The sequence below is a fragment of the Gloeotrichia echinulata CP02 genome (assembly GCA_038087035.1).
Taxonomy (GTDB): domain Bacteria; phylum Cyanobacteriota; class Cyanobacteriia; order Cyanobacteriales; family Nostocaceae; genus Gloeotrichia; species Gloeotrichia echinulata.
Genome location: CP051187.1, coordinates 6,559,617 through 6,578,292, shown reverse-complemented (window position 1 = coordinate 6,578,292; position 18,676 = coordinate 6,559,617). Strand labels below are relative to the sequence as shown.

12 protein-coding genes and 3 pseudogenes are annotated in these 18,676 nt (G+C 42.7%); 6 read left to right on the top strand and 9 right to left on the bottom strand.

What is annotated here, in order from left to right:
• Positions 1-36: 36 nt before the first annotated feature.
• The 5 genes from HEQ19_29290 to HEQ19_29270 all read right to left on the bottom strand — a co-directional run bounded on the left by HEQ19_29290 (position 37) and on the right by HEQ19_29270 (position 8,852).
• Positions 37-192: a hypothetical protein gene (locus tag HEQ19_29290; protein ID WYM02967.1), complete on the bottom strand. Its 156-nt coding sequence runs from the start codon at positions 190-192 to the stop codon at positions 37-39.
• A gap of 65 nt (positions 193-257) precedes the next feature.
• Positions 258-3,839 carry a TonB-dependent receptor gene (locus HEQ19_29285; GenBank protein ID WYM02966.1) on the bottom strand — a complete coding sequence of 1,194 codons (3,582 nt, stop codon included), beginning with the start codon at positions 3,837-3,839 and terminating at the stop codon, positions 258-260.
• Positions 3,836-5,305 carry a hypothetical protein gene (locus HEQ19_29280; protein ID WYM03688.1) on the bottom strand — a complete coding sequence of 490 codons (1,470 nt, stop codon included), beginning with the start codon at positions 5,303-5,305 and terminating at the stop codon, positions 3,836-3,838. The genes HEQ19_29285 and HEQ19_29280 overlap by 4 nt, the downstream gene beginning before the upstream one ends.
• Positions 5,306-5,629: 324 nt before the next feature.
• On the bottom strand, positions 5,630-6,193 hold the full coding sequence (locus tag HEQ19_29275) for a hypothetical protein (protein ID WYM02965.1): 564 nt from the start codon (positions 6,191-6,193) through the stop codon (positions 5,630-5,632).
• Between the two features lie 79 nt (positions 6,194-6,272).
• Positions 6,273-8,852, bottom strand: a complete 2,580-nt coding sequence (locus HEQ19_29270) for a hypothetical protein (GenBank protein WYM02964.1) — start codon at positions 8,850-8,852, stop codon at positions 6,273-6,275.
• 807 nt (positions 8,853-9,659) lie between these two features.
• Between HEQ19_29270 and thrC the strand changes: the two genes are divergently transcribed.
• The 5 genes and pseudogenes from thrC (at position 9,660) to HEQ19_29240 (ending at position 14,871) form a co-directional block, all read left to right on the top strand.
• Positions 9,660-10,964 carry a threonine synthase gene (gene thrC / locus HEQ19_29260; GenBank protein ID WYM02963.1) on the top strand — a complete coding sequence of 435 codons (1,305 nt, stop codon included), beginning with the start codon at positions 9,660-9,662 and terminating at the stop codon, positions 10,962-10,964.
• Positions 10,965-11,044: 80 nt separating this feature from the next.
• Positions 11,045-11,320 carry a MoaD/ThiS family protein gene (locus tag HEQ19_29255; protein ID WYM02962.1) on the top strand — a complete coding sequence of 92 codons (276 nt, stop codon included), beginning with the start codon at positions 11,045-11,047 and terminating at the stop codon, positions 11,318-11,320.
• Positions 11,321-11,523: 203 nt separating this feature from the next.
• Positions 11,524-12,582 (top strand): low specificity L-threonine aldolase, encoded by a 1,059-nt coding sequence (locus tag HEQ19_29250; GenBank protein WYM02961.1) that lies wholly within the window; start codon positions 11,524-11,526, stop codon positions 12,580-12,582.
• A 386-nt stretch (positions 12,583-12,968) separates the two neighbouring features.
• Positions 12,969-14,258: a transposase gene (locus tag HEQ19_29245; GenBank protein ID WYM03687.2), complete on the top strand. Its 1,290-nt coding sequence runs from the start codon at positions 12,969-12,971 to the stop codon at positions 14,256-14,258.
• Positions 14,259-14,451: 193 nt separating this feature from the next.
• Positions 14,452-14,871: pseudogene (locus HEQ19_29240) on the top strand (DUF2996 domain-containing protein).
• A gap of 67 nt (positions 14,872-14,938) precedes the next feature.
• Here HEQ19_29240 and HEQ19_29235 read toward each other — a convergent pair.
• Positions 14,939-15,124, bottom strand: a pseudogene (locus HEQ19_29235) (hypothetical protein).
• A 128-nt stretch (positions 15,125-15,252) separates the two neighbouring features.
• Positions 15,253-15,660 (bottom strand): IS200/IS605 family transposase, encoded by a 408-nt coding sequence (gene tnpA / locus HEQ19_29230; protein WYM02959.1) that lies wholly within the window; start codon positions 15,658-15,660, stop codon positions 15,253-15,255.
• Between the two features lie 79 nt (positions 15,661-15,739).
• Between tnpA and HEQ19_29225 the strand changes: the two genes are divergently transcribed.
• Entirely contained in the window at positions 15,740-17,071 is a 1,332-nt protein-coding gene (locus tag HEQ19_29225) for a transposase (protein WYM02958.1), read from the top strand.
• Here the strand turns inward: HEQ19_29225 and HEQ19_29220 are convergent.
• A pseudogene (locus HEQ19_29220) lies at positions 17,069-17,386 on the bottom strand (TM2 domain-containing protein). The gene HEQ19_29225 and the pseudogene HEQ19_29220 overlap by 3 nt on opposite strands.
• Before the next feature lie 557 nt (positions 17,387-17,943).
• A complete protein-coding gene (locus HEQ19_29215; GenBank protein ID WYM02956.1) occupies positions 17,944-18,552 on the bottom strand; it encodes a VTT domain-containing protein in 609 nt (202 codons plus the stop codon).
• Positions 18,553-18,676: the final 124 nt, after the last annotated feature.

The window sequence follows — 18,676 nt, the reverse complement described above, 5'->3', positions numbered from 1 at the left end:
GTAAGGAGTAAGGAGTAAGGAGTAAGGAGTAAGGAGTCAAGAGTAAATTAATCCAGTCCCCAATCCCCAGCGATGCACTGAGCTTGCCGAAGTGTCCCCAATCCCCAGCGATGCATTGAGCTTGCCGAAGTGTCCCCAATCCCCAGCGATGCACTGAGCTTGCCGAAGTGTCCCCAATCCCCAGCGATGCACTGAGCTTGCCGAAGTGTCCCCAGTCCGATTTTAGGTTTCCCTATATCTACGAGAATCTACCACCCTCACTGAGTTTTTGCGCTAGATTCCTGTGGCTTTTGTGGAATAGGTTTTTGCTGTCCGAAGCCATCAAATAATTCGTTGAGCTTGAGGGTTAATCCCAAATAAACGCCACCAGCAGAACGTGTCCCAGAAAAATCTCGGTCATCGACTTTACCACATGCATATCCAGCGGAAAGACGCAAGTTAGAGGTCAGGTAATAGCCTGCTTCTATGACAAAGCCTGTCTCGGTATAGTTAGATTGACTAATGACACGACCTTCACCGACTAAATCCCAGCTATATCCCAGGCGATAGGTAGCGCGAAATTGTGCTAAATTTATTGTGCTGGTTCCTACCAAATCGCTGGCTAGGTAAGAGGTACTGTTACGTAAAGCATATTTACCATAAAATTCCCATTGCCAGTTAGGGGCGTAGATAGCTTCTAAGGCAAAGGTATGATCTTCAGACCCCGTACCACTACCTAAAAGGACGGTATCGGGTATGGTTGCGGGATTTTGGCGATATTCATAACGCAATAAGGCATTAAATTTATCATTGTTGGGGTCGCGGTAGGCTAAACCCAGTTTCATGTTAATTGTATCTCCTAATCCGGTCAGCTTTTGATTGGCAGCGTTTGCCTGTTGATAACGCACTAAGGCTGTAAGCGATGGTGATATTTTTCCTGTAGCGGCTGCAGAAATTACGGTATTGGAACCACCAGAAGAACTGCGATGTTCATAACGGGCGCTGGCTTGAAACTGTGGATTATCAGAGTATTCCAAACCAGCACTGTAGCTATCGCCACCATCAAAGCCTATCGCCGAGGCGCTTTGACCAGGAGCAAAGGGTTGAGCAAATTGCTGACCTGTCCCAGTGCGTGCGAAAAAGTTACCAAATACGTGTTCATAAGCTAGATTTAACCGTAATCCACGGGCAATAGTCCAGCGGTTATTTAAACCAATGGCGCCTTGGGTTGTCAGTTGGTTAGCACCACCTAAAATCGAGTAACGACCAGTTAAGGTGGTATCAGTGCCGAGTTTCTGTTCACCATTAATACTTAAGCTGGTGATAGAATTACCAGCAAGTTGACCGCTACTATAAAACTGTTGGGCAAGACTGATATTCACACCACGAATTGCCGCCCAATTTAGACCTAAAATAGTGCGGTCTGCGTAAACAGAATCTTTCTCGGATGAGAGGGTGAACTCATTTTGCGCCTGGAAAGTTAGCCGATTTGTCAGTGGAACAGCAAAACGCGATCGCAATTGGTTAGATGTGCTAGTTAAAGCATTATCAGGGATGCGGTCTTCCCGGTGACGATGAATCCAATCGACATCAAAAGTGGCTTTACCAAAACGTTGTTGAATCCCAGCGGTAATTGTTGTCAGTGAATTATCAACTTTACTCCCAGGAGTTGCTTCAGACCCTGGTGAAAATAGCGATTCAAAGGTATCCAAAGGTTGGGGCGCAACCCCGAAATTATCTTCGTGGTCATATTGCAACCGCAGATTTGTAGTTGCAGAAAGTTTGGTTGTGAGATCTGCTCCATAGCGGGTTTGACCAGGTACAAAGCTAATAGTAGCATTATTCGCAAAGCCTGTATCAGCAAAGCGATAATAAGCACGAGCTTGGATACCATTGAAAATCTGTCCTTCGACTTCTAAGCGATAAGCGTCACCTTTGACCCGTCCCATTAGTTCAGAATCATTAGTGGAATGAGCATATTCAGCGATCAATTTTCCTTGCTCACCCAGAGCAATCATCCCATCTGCACCGTAAAGTTCAAAGCCACGCACCCCTTGATTTTCTTTGACGTAAGTTGCGGCTAACCAACTTTCTTGGTTGAGGATATGGGAAAAGTTGTATTGTAACCGACCAGCATAGATATTGCTGTCAGAGTCTTTGCTATCATATTGATATGTAGCTACAATACGGCGGACTAAAACCTGTCCATTTTGATCAACATCGGTGCGAAGAAGGGGTTCGCGGAATAATAATGTCCCGCGATCATAATCGATTTCATAGTCTGGGCCTCGGTTAAGTTGTTTACGTTCGAGGACGGTACCAGGACGATTCAGTTCTTCTAACTCGACAAAGACATTTTCGCTACCAGGAACCAGTATGCGGCGAGAAAGGAAGTAATAGCCACTGGTGCCATCGGGAGCAATGGTATCTCGTTGAAATCCTTCTAAATTATTGCCGTAAAAACCCGTAACTTGGAAGTTCCCTAAGTTGTAATTAGCTTTAAAACCGTGGAGTTGACGAGTCATAGCGGTAAATTGCTGCGACGACCGGGAAAATTCTTCGGTATTGTAATCACCCCACATGGCATAATCGGGGGTAGTTCCGGGAATCCCCGTGGAACGCTCAAAACGCAGAAATACGCTATCAATCGAAGGCGTGACGACATCAACTTTGGAGCTATCACCGTAGACAGGATAGTTTTGCTCGCTAAATTGATAAGTCCTAAACAGCCGATTATTACAGTTACAATCTTCGTTGAGGGGACGAGAACTGTTATATGCACCTGTAAATAACCATTCGCCAATGGCTCCAGTCGCAAATACCGCTGAGTGAAAATTTAATTGTGTTTTGTGGTTTCTGTCGGCTGGGAGGAAATCACGGAAACTGCTGTAGTAATCTGTACCTCTCGCTCCCAAGCGCAGATCAATGACACCGCTGACGAGACTAGGACGCAGCGCCGTTTCAAATTGCAGTTGGGTAAAAGCTTCTAAATCATTAGCTGTCGCCCGAATTGTTACAGTTTGCGCTTTGAGAGGCGATCGCAAATTTGCTGTAAATTCTCCCTTCTTCACTTCTACCTGAAATCCCGGTTCATCGGGTTTGAAGTCTGCACCTACAAACTCCCCAGCGGTAGACTCCAGGGTAACTACACCATTATGGTCTGACCGATTGCCATGTTCATCAATCAATTGACCCCGAATCGTCGCCGTAGACTGTCCATCAGCGGGGATACGAGACTCCACTGTTTCCACAGTTAGCTGCTGTGGCGCTCCCCTGACCACTACCCCTGCGGTTACAGGTGCTTCTGTCCCACCCACTACCTGTGCAGAAATGGTATTTTTTCCCGCTTTTAAGGAGACACCATACCATGTCTGCGTTACTAAGTTGGTGGTGGCGTCACTTTCTGTCTTTCCCACTAAGGAAGCGTCTACCAATATGTCATTTACCCGCAATTCCACCTGACTACCTGCAGGAAATTGCACAACCACTGTCGTAGCGGCTACGTCTACAACACTGTCCACCGTTGGCGTGAGAATTTTGACGGTTGTTGAGGTGGAATCTGTATTCTCTTCGGCGACTCCGGCTAGCTTGCGTAAGTTTTTGGGCAACGTGGTATCAGTTGCTGGTTGAAATGGTTGGATTTGATTTGTCGATGATGGAGACTCTGTATTCTCTTCAGCTGCTTCTGCGGGCTTGGTATCAGTAGACTGAGTAGCTGGTTCTGTCTGCGAAATTTCTGGTGGGTTGCTGTTAGTTTCAGCCTGGACTATAGCTGGATATAAAACTGTGCTGATAGTTCCGACTATAGCTGTGATTAATCTGAGGTTGAAAGTATTTGGATGATGAAGTCTGGGTTTCATTTGTTGACTTCCTCCTCAACGGTGGGGGTAACTGCAAAGTTCATGCGTACTAACCCACCCGGCTCTAAACGTACTAGGCGAGATTGGCTATTGCGTTCTTTGAATTTATGGTTGGGAGCTAGGGTGTAACCAGGGACGCTGCTGAGATCTAGTACGCCTGTGTGGTTTCCTGGTAATGTGTTGGCGACGGAAAACAAACCATTTGAATCTGTGGTGATGCGATTCCCGTCCTCCAAGAAAATCACAGCATTCGGTATCCCCGGTTCACCAGGCTGTTGTTCACCGTCAAAGTTATGATCAACAAACACACGACCGATGATAGTTCCGCAGTCAGAGACGATTCCTGGACGAATTTTTAACTGATGGGTTGCTGGGCCATCCTTGGTAATAAAACGGTTATCAGCTCGTTGTGCTTTGACGCTCGCACTATTACGACCCGTTCCCCGCACTGCATCTGGCGTTAGTTGCACAGCGTAGGCAATATTTAGCACTTTCTGGCTGGGTATACTTGCATCTGTGCGAAATGTCACCGTCTTACCATTATTTTCTGAAGTGATAGATACCGACTGACTATCAATCTCTCCCCGCACAGATTTAGGTAAAAAATTGAATCCAAAAGGTAAGTTGTCAGTTACAACTACATTGTTCAAACTAATATCAGATAAATTTTTCACCGATAAGCGATAGATGACCGTATCTCCAGGTTCAGCCGCAGCGCGATCGCCTGTTTTTACCAGTTGAATCTGATTCGGTTGACACAAATTTGTGGTGAATTCAAAGGCTAATAAGTCCAGTCCCACTACTTCTGCATTCGGAACCAAGACAACTCTTTGGTCTATTTTTGTATCACCTGTAAGATTGATTGGCTCACCATCTAAGGATGTCGCAGTATATTGAATGATGTTATTATTAGTATTATCTGTGTTGGCAAGGATTTCAACCTTGATGCGTCGTTGTTTATAAATTGTAGAATTCGGTGGTGGATTGACTACAAAAATATAGGTTCTACCTGGATCTGTTTGACCCTTGTTCGGATCTAAGAGAAAGTTGTAGACACCCGCTGGGTTATTTGTAACAAAATAAGGGTTATTATTTTCACTATTTGGCGCTATTCCACGGGAAATTCCGTTGTTAGGAATATCAGGTAACTCTGTCCGCGTTAGATTAAGCAATTTTCCTAATTCTGTCCCTGTTGGCTCGTTAGGATCAGGTTCGTATACACCAACAGAAAAACCTGTATAATCAGGTAATAGTGTGCCGGCACAACCTAAAATTCGCCCTAGAGGGTCAATCAAATTTGCAGCGGAGTTAATAATATTTACATCGCTGGAAATTCCTTGATATTCATTATTAGTAATAGTATCTGAATAACTGGAAGTAGCTTGGTTTTTAATGACTGGTAACACCAATTGGTTATTAATAGGTTGTGCGCTCACCGGTAGATAGTGCAACCAACTGCCAAGCATCAGGGTTGCTGTTATACGTTTTAACCAATTACCGCAAATTATTTGCGTTCGTTTATGACGAGAATTCACGGAAAATCTCCTATTAAATGCCACATTATAAACATATAAAATATGTTGATTTTATATGCACATACCCGAAAAAACGATGCTAATTTAATTTATGAAGACAAATAATTTAATTCTGGAAATTTCTATTGACTTCAGTCAAAATTATCAGTTCATTAAACGCCACATTTTGTGTCATCAATTATTAATTGAATTTGCAATTATTAAAAATAAACTTCAGGTAGAGAGGTGAAATTATTCCCACCTCTCTTAGCCATATCAACGTACCTGAGTTTGATAAGTGGCTGTGAATGTTGTCTTTCCAGCGACTGAAGGAACATAAAAGCGGATATGGGTGTAAGCAGTTGCTGGTGCTGGTTGAGTCTCTACTTTTCCGTTAGCAAGAGTAACTTTAATTGTGGGATTGTCGCTAAAATTGCGACCGCCATTAATGCTATAGCTAATTTTAGCCTCGTTGAGCGCATTGGCAGATTTCAGCACATATACCATTCCTCGGGGAATTGGTTGATTCAAGGTGAGATTCTTAACCAGGCGATCGCTCTGATTTTCGCTATTTAAGGTATAACGCAACAGGTCTCCTGGTTGTACCACAGCTTGACCTTTTAGCGGTTGCCATGTTTTACTTTGTTTACCTTGCTGATTCTGGGCGATAACTTGTTTCTCAGCTTCTAAACGCAACTGTATTTGCCCTTGACGGTTCACATTTTGGGCTATTGCACTATCAGAATGCCAGATATTTGGCACTCCTGGTATTTGACTGACGAAGGGAACTGTAGCGATGAGAGCAAATGCACCTAAAGCTGATATCGAAAATCGTTTCATAATTACCTATGCAAACTTTCACAACTTAGTTATTTCTGGCTCCCCTCTACTACCTGATAGAGGGGTTGGGGATAAGATTCTAGTTCACCTTGCGTTGGAAGGTAAATGTTCTTTGCACACCAGGCGCAACTGTGCCTGTCACAGAATTGAGATATTTGGTAACATCAGTGTTTACCGTTGTGCCGGTTTGGTCAAGACCAGAAGTGTTAGCGGGATTACCATTGAAGAATTGAATGGTGGAAGCTCCCGAATCCTTGGCTGAACCAACGATGTTACTAGTGTCAATTTGAGTGTTGTTATCGTTGTCTAGGGACCAGTTGTTACCACCCGCAGTCCCATCTTCATTGATCACAACCTTGTTGGCATTCAAAATTATATTACCTGTTCCCGCTTGCGGATCGGAAATATTTTTGTACCGAATCTGGTACTCAATAATATTCCCCGGTCCAGGTACTCTTGCTACATCACCCTGATTGGGATTTGGATCAATCACGATTTTAGTCACGGGATTTGTGTAAGCTGGTGTGGTCTCAAAGTTATCTTGACCTGTACCAACAGCAGGACCAGTTCCTTGTAAGACTCTTGACACTTTCACCAGTTGTAAGAAGCCCGTGTAAACGCGGTCAATTGTAGTGTTTTGCGCTTCAGTAGTATCAACTGTACCGTTGCCATTGGTATCAATAAAAGTAGTCACAGGTACTGGGAAGCCTCGATTGATATCCGTTGACAGTTGTGTACCAGGAGGTAGGTCAACTTCCACACCATAGTTAGCTTTAGCATTTTGTGCCACTGCATCTATGCGTATTGGGTTGCTGCCACTAATTGGGTTCCCTCCAACAGTACCATTTCCTGACTGGAACACAAATTTTGTGCCATCGTATTTGTAGGTCGCCGATATGCTACCGTAGGTTATAGTCGCCAATGTATTTGTTGGTAAGTCATCTGCTTTCGTCGGTGCTACAGGTACGATATAGATGTTGACAGCAGTTCCGCTGCTACTAGTATTTTGAACCGTGTTGGTAAAGGCAACAACAGCCGGATCAATAGTTGATCCAGGAAGGGTATTGGCAGGAATTAATGCAGATTTATTAGTGAAATCATCATTATTATTTGTCGGTCCAATAGCCTCTGGTGTACTATTAGGTCCATTCAAGAGTGCGACGGTGTTAGGGGCTGAAAGATTATATATGTTGGCACTACCACCAGGAGTAGTACTACTGTTATTATTGCCTGGATCTGTGGCGATTGTAGTTGGGTCAACTGTACTGGGAACATAGCCAGAGTCTAGAGGATTAGATTGACCAGTGCTGGGGTTAACGTTATCTGGAAATTGGTCTCCAGAGTTGTCGTAAACTAGAGTTTTAGTTCCATCCCCAAGGGTTTGACCGAATGCTTGACCGATGTTGACGATGGTAGCAGTGGTTCCGGTGACGCCACTAGTCTTGATTTGCAAGCTAAAGCCTGTCAGAGTTGTTCCCGGAGATACTGTAGTTAGCACCGTCGGATCGTTAATGAAACCAATCCGTCTAACTGCACCAGTTACTTTAGTGATGTCAGTTTGCCATTGAGCTTGATCGGCAGTTTTACTGGTTGGATCATCACCAGAATAAACCACTTTCCACCCTGGTGGTGCAGTCGGTGTACCATTGATTACTGTCTGCGCTGGAATCGCATCAGATAATAAAATGCGGGTGACTGGGACTGGTGAGCCATCAAGATTAATATTTGTACCAGTTAAAGGTGCTGGAATTAATCCATTATTGGTTACGTCGTTAGACTCAACTTTTAAACTCAAGCCATAAGTTATGACATCATCAGCCAGTGTGCTGGGAGTAGCAGCATTGTCATAGCCTGTCCGAGTTTTGAGGATGGTCGCTAAAGCAACGTTTTTGGGAGTGCTACCTACTTTGATCTGTTGAGTGATACTGGCTTCTCTTGTACCGTTGACTGGTAGTCCATCTACCTCACCAACGCTACCATCAGGGTTATCTACAGTATAAACGTCACCACCATCAGGATTTCGTGGTTGGTTTTGAGCATCACCAGGGGTATTACCAAGGGTAACTTTAATTATGTCATTGGCTTGAGCGCCTGCTTGTACTGTAACAGGTACACGCACCAATACAGTACCACCAGGGGTGACTGAGGGTGTATTCACGCCACCATCACTAACATTTGTCCAGGTTGTACCACCGTCGGTGCTGTATTGCAGAGTACCGTTATTTGGTGTCTGATTATTCTTATCGGGGAGTAGTTGACCAGAAACTGTACCCGGCCCGGTTGTACTAGCTAAGTTAGGAATTCGGAATTGTGAGGGGTCGTTACCAACGTTTGTCAGGGTGTAGGTGTAGATGAGCAAATCTCCCACCTGAATAGCCCCACCATTGTTATCTACAACTCCAGAAGCTGTCACGGTGATACCAGCTACTTCTGCGACAGTTACAGTCACTGTGTTCGAGGTAGCATTTATCTGAGTCCCTGGACTGTTGGGATCTTCATAGGTCGCAGTCGCGGTATTACTGATTGATTGACCCGCTGCTGTACCTTCAGCTAGTACAGGTGCAACAAATTGGAAAATACCATTAGTTAATAGTGCTGTTGCAATTAAAGAACGGTAGATATGCGATGACTTTTTGAGACTTTTCTGTTTTTTTGACATGATGAATTATTTAGTAGAACACACCTAAGATGCGGAAATACCCGATGTTTTCCGTGCTAAGGCTTTTCAAATAAGTAAGTAAGTTATTTCTGCACAAATCCTGAGAAAAACTTAAATTATTTATGAATAGTATGACTGGTTGATTGCTGACTGTTGTAAAATCTGAAAAATTTAGGTTTCTATCTAACTGATCTATCTTCAATAACTTACAGATTAAAAATAACTTTTCAAGGAGATAAAATAAACCGTAATACCACTCATATTTAACTTTTTTACATCAAAATATCATATTAATTACTGATACTTATTAATACAAATTTTTATGGGATTTCACGGAAAATACTCGGAAAGATTAAGCAAAGATGAAAATAAGGCGATCGCACCGTTTATTCACGTCTAAATAACTGACATGCTGGGCGACAAGAAATGACCCCAATACTGCGTAGGTTTTGGAATTTCTTGGTTGAGGCAAGCAGGGGGAGCAGGGGGAGAAATGGAGGCAGGGGAAGAGTTTTGCCTCCCCTGCCTCCCCTGCTTCCCCTGCCTCCCCTGCCTCCCCTGCCTCCCCTGCCTCCCCTGCCTCCCCTGCCTCCCCTGCTTCCCCTGCCTCCCCTGCCTCCCCTGCCTCCCCTGCCTCCCCTGCTTCCCCTGCTTCCCCTGCCTCCCCTGCCTCCCCTGCTTATCCGAATCGACTGGGGATTTGGTGGTGGGACATACCCGATAAAAATTGTCGGGTATGTTTGACTGGTATTTTTACTCGTGGTACTATCAGGCCACAGTTGACGGATAAACAGGGAAAGTTAGTTTATGACTCAGGCAGCTATCACACTCAACCAAGCAAGCAATGCCATATTCAAAGCCTTGAAGTGTAAGGAATGTGGCGCGGAATATGAGCTAAAAGCCAGTAATGTTTGTGAGTTATGCTTCGGTCCGTTGGAAGTCAAGTACGACTACAATGCTCTGCGTCAAACTGTCAGCCGTGAAAAAATTCAAGCCGGTCCAAATTCAATTTGGCGGTATCGTCCCTTTTTACCCGTCGCCACTGACAATGTTATAGATGTGGGAACAGGTATGACTCCCCTAGTTCGTTCCCATCGTCTGGCACGCCGCCTGGGTTTAAATAAATTATTTATTAAAAATGATGCCGTCAATATGCCCACCCTCAGTTTTAAAGACCGGGTGGTTTCAGTCGCTCTCACTCGCGCCAGGGAGTTGGGTTTCACCACAGTTTCCTGTGCTAGCACCGGGAACTTGGCAAATTCTACCGCTGCGATCGCCGCCCACGCCGGTTTAGAATGCTATGTATTTATCCCCTCTGACTTAGAATCTGGCAAAGTTCTGGGTAGCTTGATCTACAGTCCTACCCTGATGGCTGTGAAAGGTAATTACGATCAAGTCAATCGTCTCTGTTCGGAAGTGGCGAATACACATGGATGGGGTTTTGTCAATATCAATTTGCGCCCCTACTACTCCGAAGGTTCCAAGACACTAGGCTTTGAAGTCGCTGAACAACTAGGTTGGGAACTACCAGACCATATTGTGGCGCCTCTAGCTTCTGGTTCCTTATTTACAAAAATTTATAAAGGTTTCCAAGAATTTGTCGAGGTCGGTTTGGTAGAAGGTAAGAATGTCCGGTTTAGCGGCGCCCAAGCCGAAGGTTGTTCCCCCATCGCCGAAGCCTTTAAGCAAAATAGAGACTTTATTAAACCAGTGAAACCGAATACAATTGCTAAATCAATTGCGATCGGCAATCCAGCAGATGGCATTTATGCAGTGGAGATAGCGAAGAAAACTGGCGGTAATATTGAAGCAGTCAATGATGCAGAAATTATTGAAGGCATCAAGTTGCTGGCTGAAACCGAAGGTATCTTCACCGAAACAGCAGGTGGTACAACCGTCGCCGTGCTGAAAAAGTTGGTAGAAGCTGGCAAAATAGATCCAGATGAAACTACCGTGGTTTACATCACTGGCAATGGTTTGAAAACCCAAGAAGCATTACAAGGCTACGTTGGCGAACCTTTGACAATTGATGCCAAACTCGATAGTTTTGAAAATGCCCTAGAGCGCTCGCGTACACTCGACCGCTTAGAATGGCAACAAGTCCTCGTTTAGTCATTAGTCATTAGCAACCTGATAACTGACAACTGACAACTGACAACCGACAACCGACAACCGACAACCGATAATTAACTATGGCTGTAAAAGTTTTAGTTCCTACCAATCTTCAGAATTTAACCAATAACCAAGCGACCCTAGAATCGAGTGGTAGCAGTATTTCTGAACTGTTAAACTCATTAGAAACAAGCTTTCCTGGTATCAAGTCACGTTTGTGTGATGAAGCAGGAAAACCACGGCGGTTTTTGAATTTGTACGTCAATAGCGAAGATATCCGCTTTTTGGACGGGACAGAAACAGCCCTGAAAGATGGCGATGAGGTAAGTATTGTCCCCGCTGTGGCTGGTGGTTGATATAGGGGAATTAATTCTCAATTTGGCAAAATATAACCCAAGACGTGCTGGAATGGCACGTCTTGTCTGTTTTGCTAATGATTTTAAAAGTAGAAATTATGAGTAGTATAGCAACCGCCAAAGTGCTTAGGACATTAACTGATGATAAAACCTAGACACAATCAGACTTGTAACCCAGTCACCAGCGATGCACTGAGCGGTCGTTGTGTCCCCAGTCCCCAGTCCCCTGCTATAATTTAGAACAGTTTGCTAGTGATAATTACTCTGGTATTTGTCCAGAAGCACTGGACTACACGATGAAAGCGAATCAAGGTAGTGCGCCTGCTTATGGAAATGATGAATGGACGCAAAAAGCAGCGGATTATTTTCGAGAACTTTTTGAAATTGATTGTGAGGTATTTTTTACTTTTAACGGTACAGCGGCAAATTCTTTGTCTTTAGCAGCACTTTGTCAATCTTATCATAGTGTGATTTGTCATGAGACATCACACATAGAAACTGATGAATGTGGCGCACCAGAATTTGCTTCTAATGGCTCCAAATTGCTACTTGCTAAAGGAGAGAATGGGAAATTAACGCCGCAGAGTATAGAATCAATTGTGACGAAACGGGCTGATATTCATTATCCTAAACCTAAAGTTATTAGTATTACCCAAGCAACTGAATTAGGAACTTTGTATTCTCTTGAAGATTTGGTGGGAATTAAAGAAGTTGCTCAAAAGTATAATTTAAAGATTCACATGGATGGTGCCCGCTTTGCCAATGCAGTAGCTGCTATGAATAAAAGTCCCGCTGAAATCACTTGGAAGAGTGGCGTAGATGTGTTATGTTTTTGTGGAACAAAGAATGGTATGGCTTTAGGTGAAGCGATTCTTTTCTTTAACAAAGCATTAGCAGAGGATTTTGATTATCGCTGTAAGCAAGCAGGTCAACTAGCTTCAAAAATGCGATTTATTTCTGCTCCTTGGTTGGGTTTATTAGAAACAGGCGCTTGGCTGAAAAATGCACAACATGCTAATCAATGCGCTGAGTACTTAGAAAATCAACTATTAAATATAGCAGGCGTTGAAATGATGTTTCCCAGAGAAGCCAACGCTGTTTTTGTTAAGTTACCGGAACAGGTAATTTCTAGCTTAAAAGCAAAAAACTGGCAGTTTTATACATTTATTGGCGTGGGTGGAGTGCGTTTGATGTGTTCTTGGAACACAACCCAATCGCGAATGGATGAATTGATCACAGATATTCAGGAAGCGATCGCGTAACACCGTCAGCCTAGAATACGGAGGTAATGAGGATCGCAAATAATTAAAATTGACCATTGAGTCTTGACCGAGTTATCCGCACCGAGCAAGCCCCTAAATTCTATTTATGGGGGCTAGGCGCGGGCGATTTTAATCTCTACGAGACGCTGCGCGTTAAGCGTAGCTATGCCGCAGGCTTTACGCCGTCCCCATTCCTCAACAAGTACTGGCACTAATCCCTCGGATTACAGCTTCATTTTTTATGTTATCCCAAGCTGTTGGAGTTAAAAAAACAGTCCTTTTACCTTTGATTTCATCGTGATAAACTGGTTGATTTTTCATCCTTTTTATCCCTTTTTTAGTTGTTATCATAATAACCAAATGCTATACTAGATAGAGATTAACAGATGCAAGGAGGTGATGCAAGAGTGTTGGTATTGGAATATAAAGCAGTTGTCAAAAGAGCCACATCAAAAGCCATAGATGAAGCTATTCTTACAAGTCAATTTGTCCGAAACAAAGTGCTTAGATATTGGATGGATAATAGAGGCGTTAAGCCTTCGGCATTAAAATGCGGCAAGAAAGAACTATATCAGTACAACACTCAATTAAGAGCAGAATTTAAATTTGTCAATGATTTAAACAGTCATGCTTGTCAAGCATCAGTAGAAAATGTAGAACGTGCTATCAATAGATTTTTTGATAACTGCAAGAAAAACAAACCTGGGAAAAAGGGTTATCCCCGGTTCAAAAAGCATAGCCGTTCAGTCGAATATAAGGTGTCTGGGTGGAAGTTGCACCCAACAAAGCGCCGTATAACTTTCACCGATAAAAAAGGTATTGGCGAACTCAAGCTATTAGGTAAATGGGATATTCATCAATACCCTGTTGAACTAATTAAACGAGTGAGGATTGTCCGTAGAGCGGATGGATACTATGTGCAATTTTGCGTCAAGGTTGATAACCAGCAAGAGGCATCACGAACTACATCAGAAATCGGAATTGATGTCGGACTGGAATATTTCTACTCTGATAGTAATGGCAACCATCTTCGCGTTCGCGCAGCGTCTCGCAGAGAAGCGTCTCGCAGAGAGGAGAATCCGCGATTTCTCCGCAAGGCAGAGAAAGATATTAAGCGGGTTCAACGTAACATTTACAAGAAGAAAAAAGGGTCATCTGGTAGAAGAAAAGCGCGTGGTGTTTATGCTCGTAAACATTTAAAAGTAACAAGACAAAGGAATGAACATGCGAAAAGACTCGCACGTAACTTAACCCTGGCTAACGCTAAGGTTGTCTTGGAAGATTTAAATATTTCCGGCTTGGTAAGAAACCACAAACTAGCCTTGAGCATTTCTGATGCTTCTTGGTACAACTTCCGTCAGTGGCTCGAATACTTTGGTGCAAAATTTGGACGGGAAATCATTGCGGTTCCTCCCCACTTCACAAGCATTGAATGTAGTAATTGTGGTGCTAGAGTGCAAAAATCTCTCAGCACCCGTACCCATTCTTGTCCACATTGCGGATATATTGAACAACGTGATGTGAATGCTGCCAAAGTAATTTTAAGTCGTGCAAACGGTAGGGGTGGGCAATCCCAAACTAACGCCAGTAGAGATGTTCCCTCTACTTCTGTTGGTCACATCGCCCTTGGCGTCTCCCCGAGTGAGAAGACCTGCAAAAGCAAGGAACGTCAGTGACGCTGGAATCCCCCGCATTTATGCGTGGGGAGTGTCAATATAGTCAGCAAACATAATTTGTTAGCTCTAGCCATGCTCTGCTATGTCAAAATGAAAATAACGAATACCCCAAGGTGAGCGATCGCTCTCAAAGCTAGATAAAGGATTGACCTGAGCAATGGCAGACCAAACCAATCACAATCAAGCAGATGCAGAGAAACCTGCAGCTACAGCTAAAGCAGCAAAAAAGGAAAAAGCTCCAACTGTTGAAGATAAGCCGTTTGTAGACTTCATCCAGCAAGACTACTTACCAGCTGTGCAAACAGCTATATCTCAAAAAGGTGTGCAAGATTTACATCTGTCTTTTGCGAAACAGAAGCTGGCGATCGCTGGCTTTGACTCAGATGAAGAATACTGGCAAATTATCGGTAGTTTGCAAAATGGTCAGCGTCAGTTTAACCTATATTTCCCCGATGAAGATATTCAAGGGAAAAAGGGATTTTCTTGTAATGAAGGTAAAAAACCCAGTACTCTTGAGTCCTTCTTAATCGACGAACGCAAAATTACCCTTGATTTGCTCGTATTTGGCTTAGTACAGCGCTTGAATGGTCAAAAATGGCTAGGTAGAAATTAAATGGTGTCATTTGTCATTTGTCCAGAGTAATATTCCTTGACTTTTGACCCAAGCGATACACTAGTAATTACAACTCATGAAAATGGTAGGTGACGGCTCCAGTGATGGGGTCGTTATCTATTTTAACATACCCTGATTTATACATCTCCTTGAGAACAGCTTCGACTTGAGCAAAATTTGCTCCCGTCCTTTTAACGCCTTGAGTGACAGTTAGAGTACCACCGTTTTTTTCTGCAGCTTCTATCAGTTTAACGAAGCGCGAAAGTCCCCACCTTCAGCGTACTCGCAAGGTGGGGATGAATAGCGGGCTGCGACGATTGCATCTATGACCAAAATCGACCGCAAGGTTGATAAGGGAATGGATGTATGAGGAGTAGCCATTCATTCATTTGGGGATTCTTGAGATTGTATATATTGCTTAATTTTTTCAATTGGTGCGCCGCCAGTAGAAGAGACATAATATGAACTAGACCAAAAAACAGGTTGACGATAAAAATTAGATAGATGTTCTGAGAATTCTTTCTGAATAATTCTGCTTGATGCTGATTTTAGACTACCTACAAGAACGGATAAGTTGTTATCTGGGTGGAAATCAACTAGCAAATGAACATGATCCACTTCGCCTGAAAACTCGATTAGTCTGCACTTGGTTTTTATACAGACATTTGCAAATATTTTTTGCAACCGTTCCAACATTGAAGCGGTTATTGTTTTGCGTCTGTACTTGGTTACAAACACAAAATGTAGGTGAATAGAGAAAACAGAATGAGAGCTTCTTCTGGGAACCACTTGACAAACCTATAGGTCAACTCTAATATAATAGAATAAATGTAAAAAGGAGGCAAATAAATCAGTGGCTACAAGACGGATGACTTTCAGGTTATACCCAAATAAGCAGATAGAGCAGTCTTTGCGGTATCACCGAAAGCTCCATAAAGACTTGTATAATGCTGCTATTTATAACAGATTCACTCAATATCAAAAGTTCAACCACAAGGTTGATTATTTTGAACAACAGAATTGTTTGCCAGAGTTCAAAGAAGTTTGGACAGAGTATAAAGAAATCAATTCTCAAGCTCTACAAGCAACTTTGAAACGTGTTGATTTTGCTTTCCAACGCTGGTTTGCAGGATTGGGTAAACGCCCTAAATACAAGTCAATTCGCCATTATTCTGGCTGGACATATCCAGCTAAAACTGGGTATTCTGTGGAATCTAACGGCGAAAACGGTTACTTGAATCTGTCTAAGATTGGACGCATTCAAATGCGAGGTCAGGCTAAGTATTGGGGAACACCTACTACTTGCACCATTGTTTTTAGAAATAACAAATGGTACGCATCTATTACCGTTGATGTTTTAGACCAAGTTCTCAAACCAGAAAATTTACCAACAGGTGCTATTGGTATAGACTTAGGTTGTATTTCAGCATTGTCAATTACTGATGGTCTAAATCATCAACAGATTGAAGCTCCCAAGTTTTTGAGAAATGCAGAACATCAAATCAAAAAAGCGTCTAAGGAGAAGAGGCGTAAACGCGCACCAAATAGAAAAAAGAAGATTAAGGCTTCTAGAAGATGGAAAAAAGCCCAAAATAAAGTTAGTAAACTAACTCGTAAAGTTGCTAACCAGCGTCAAAATTGGGTACATCAAGTTGCAGCAGAAATTGTCAGCGGTAATAGCTTCATTGCAACTGAGAAACTAGAAGTAAAGAACATGACAAGTTCGGCTAAGAAAGGTAAGCGTAAAAAGCAAAAAGCAGGTTTGAATAAGTCAATACTTGACGTAGGTTTTGGAATGCTACGCAGTGCCATCAAGTACAAAGTTGAGCAAATTGGTGGTGTATTTGTTGAAGTTCCAACCCTGAAGGTAAGGCCTAGTCAAACCTGCCCCAAATGCGGTCATCAGCACAAGAAAACACTCGATGTTAGAGTTCACGAGTGTAGTGTTTGTGGATATCGTCAAGACCGAGATATCGCCGCTGCCGAGGTAATGCTTTACTGGGCTAAAGGCACTCTACCGGAGTCAGGAACTGGCTTCGTAGGCGCAGAGCCATCTAGCTCTACTTCATGTACTCGTAAAAAAGCGGGAAGCATGAAGCAACTAGGGGCAAAGAAGCGTCAAAAATCTACAGAAAGCTTTGCTAGAAACGAACTGAGGGACGTAGAAACCCACAGTTCAGGCGAAGCCAACTGTGGGTAGTTCATTCATGAGTTCGTTACCGGTGGGGCGATAGACTTGGGAGGCTACCACAGCTTGATTGAGTGGTAAACCCAAGGGAGATAAACCAGCTTTAAGTCTCATCTGTTGTTCGTATTCCTCAACCATACCCGGTATGAGGAACACATCCACGAATTGACCTATATAGAAAATACCACAGGTCAAAAGCCACAACAAACCAGTTCCTATCTTACCATTGTATAAACGGTGCAATCCTCCGACTCCGAAAAATCCTGCTGCACAGAGGATATAGGAAACAACCAAACGGTCTTTATTTGTGTTGTTTTCAACCTTCATCTTTTTTTTGACCCCTTGGATTCGCTGTTGTGATTTAAGACGGTTTTTTAATACTATTTTGTTTTACTCTAGCAATTTTTTCCGTGTTTTCCACTTTCTAGCAATTAGAGTAGAATATATAGCCGTTCTTAATTGGATACAAGACAATATTATATCGTGGAGCCTAGGGTAAAGAGTCGTATACCTACTAGTCTCTTGGGTTCAAACGACGCTATATGTTTTAGGTAGTTGTACACATGACAGCAGCTTCCTGTAAAAATACCAAGGTTTTGGGGCGCAAGGCCTTGCGCCCCTACAAATTTCTGTGGTTCAATTAACAGATTTTAGATTTTTACAGACACATGGGGTCTGCAAGGTACTCCAAAAATCTAAAATCCAAAACTTGTACTGAGCGTTCGCGCAGCGTCCCGCAGGGAAGTCGTTGGCGTAGCCTCTCGTAGAGAAGTATCCAAAATCTAAAATTCGGAGGGTCAATCCAAAATCCAAAATCCAAAATCCAAAATCGGTTGACTCCCATCAAAGAAGATATATGTACCAGTTGAGTAAGTCCTGTAATTTTAACTTTTTTTGCCTCTATTTTCTTGAATTATATGAATTATTGATGGCAGCAAAGAAACAACTATAATTAATCCAATTATTGGTAATAGATACTTATCAACCTGTTCTGGTGGCAGTGATTTACCTAAGAAAAACCCTAACAGAGTGATGGCAAAAGTCCACAGAACTCCGCCGATTAAATTATAAGACATAAAAGTTCGATAATGCATAGCCCCCAAGCCTGCTATTATCGGCGCAAAAGTCCTAATAATTGGTGTAAACCTGGCTAAAATAATGGTTTTTTTACCATGCTTATCATAAAAATCTTGGGTTTTCACCAAATGTTTTTTTTGAAACAACCATGAATCTTCCTTTTGAAATAATTTCCGGCCAAATTTGTGCCCTGTAGCGTAGCCAACATTGTCACCCAGAACTGCACAAACAAAGGCACCAAAAATCAGCACCCAAATATTAAGCTCTGATTTAGGCACAGATGCTAAAAATCCAGCAGTAAACAGTAAACTATCCCCAGGGAGAAAAAAACCAATCAACAAGCCAGATTCTGCAAAGATAATTGCCCATACACCAAAGTAGCCTAATGATTTAATCAGCTGCGGTAAATCCTGCATAGAATCTCACACTATAAAGAATCTGCATAGAATATCTTAACGTTCAATAATTTCTGAAAATGAAAAATAATATTAAGTTTACGTAAATTTATGTACTCTTTGACAAAATATAATAGACATCTGG

Coding starts and splice junctions, on each gene's coding strand:
- HEQ19_29275 (WYM02965.1), bottom strand. CDS start 6,193: ATGAAACGATTTTCGATATCAGCTTTAGGTGCATTTGCTCTCATCGCT.
- HEQ19_29255 (WYM02962.1), top strand. CDS start 11,045: ATGGCTGTAAAAGTTTTAGTTCCTACCAATCTTCAGAATTTAACCAAT.
- HEQ19_29285 (WYM02966.1), bottom strand. CDS start 3,839: ATGAAACCCAGACTTCATCATCCAAATACTTTCAACCTCAGATTAATC.
- HEQ19_29245 (WYM03687.2), top strand. CDS start 12,969: ATGCAAGGAGGTGATGCAAGAGTGTTGGTATTGGAATATAAAGCAGTT.
- HEQ19_29215 (WYM02956.1), bottom strand. CDS start 18,552: ATGCAGGATTTACCGCAGCTGATTAAATCATTAGGCTACTTTGGTGTA.
- HEQ19_29225 (WYM02958.1), top strand. CDS start 15,740: ATGACTTTCAGGTTATACCCAAATAAGCAGATAGAGCAGTCTTTGCGG.
- HEQ19_29280 (WYM03688.1), bottom strand. CDS start 5,305: ATGCTTGGCAGTTGGTTGCACTATCTACCGGTGAGCGCACAACCTATT.
- thrC (WYM02963.1), top strand. CDS start 9,660: ATGACTCAGGCAGCTATCACACTCAACCAAGCAAGCAATGCCATATTC.
- HEQ19_29270 (WYM02964.1), bottom strand. CDS start 8,852: ATGTCAAAAAAACAGAAAAGTCTCAAAAAGTCATCGCATATCTACCGT.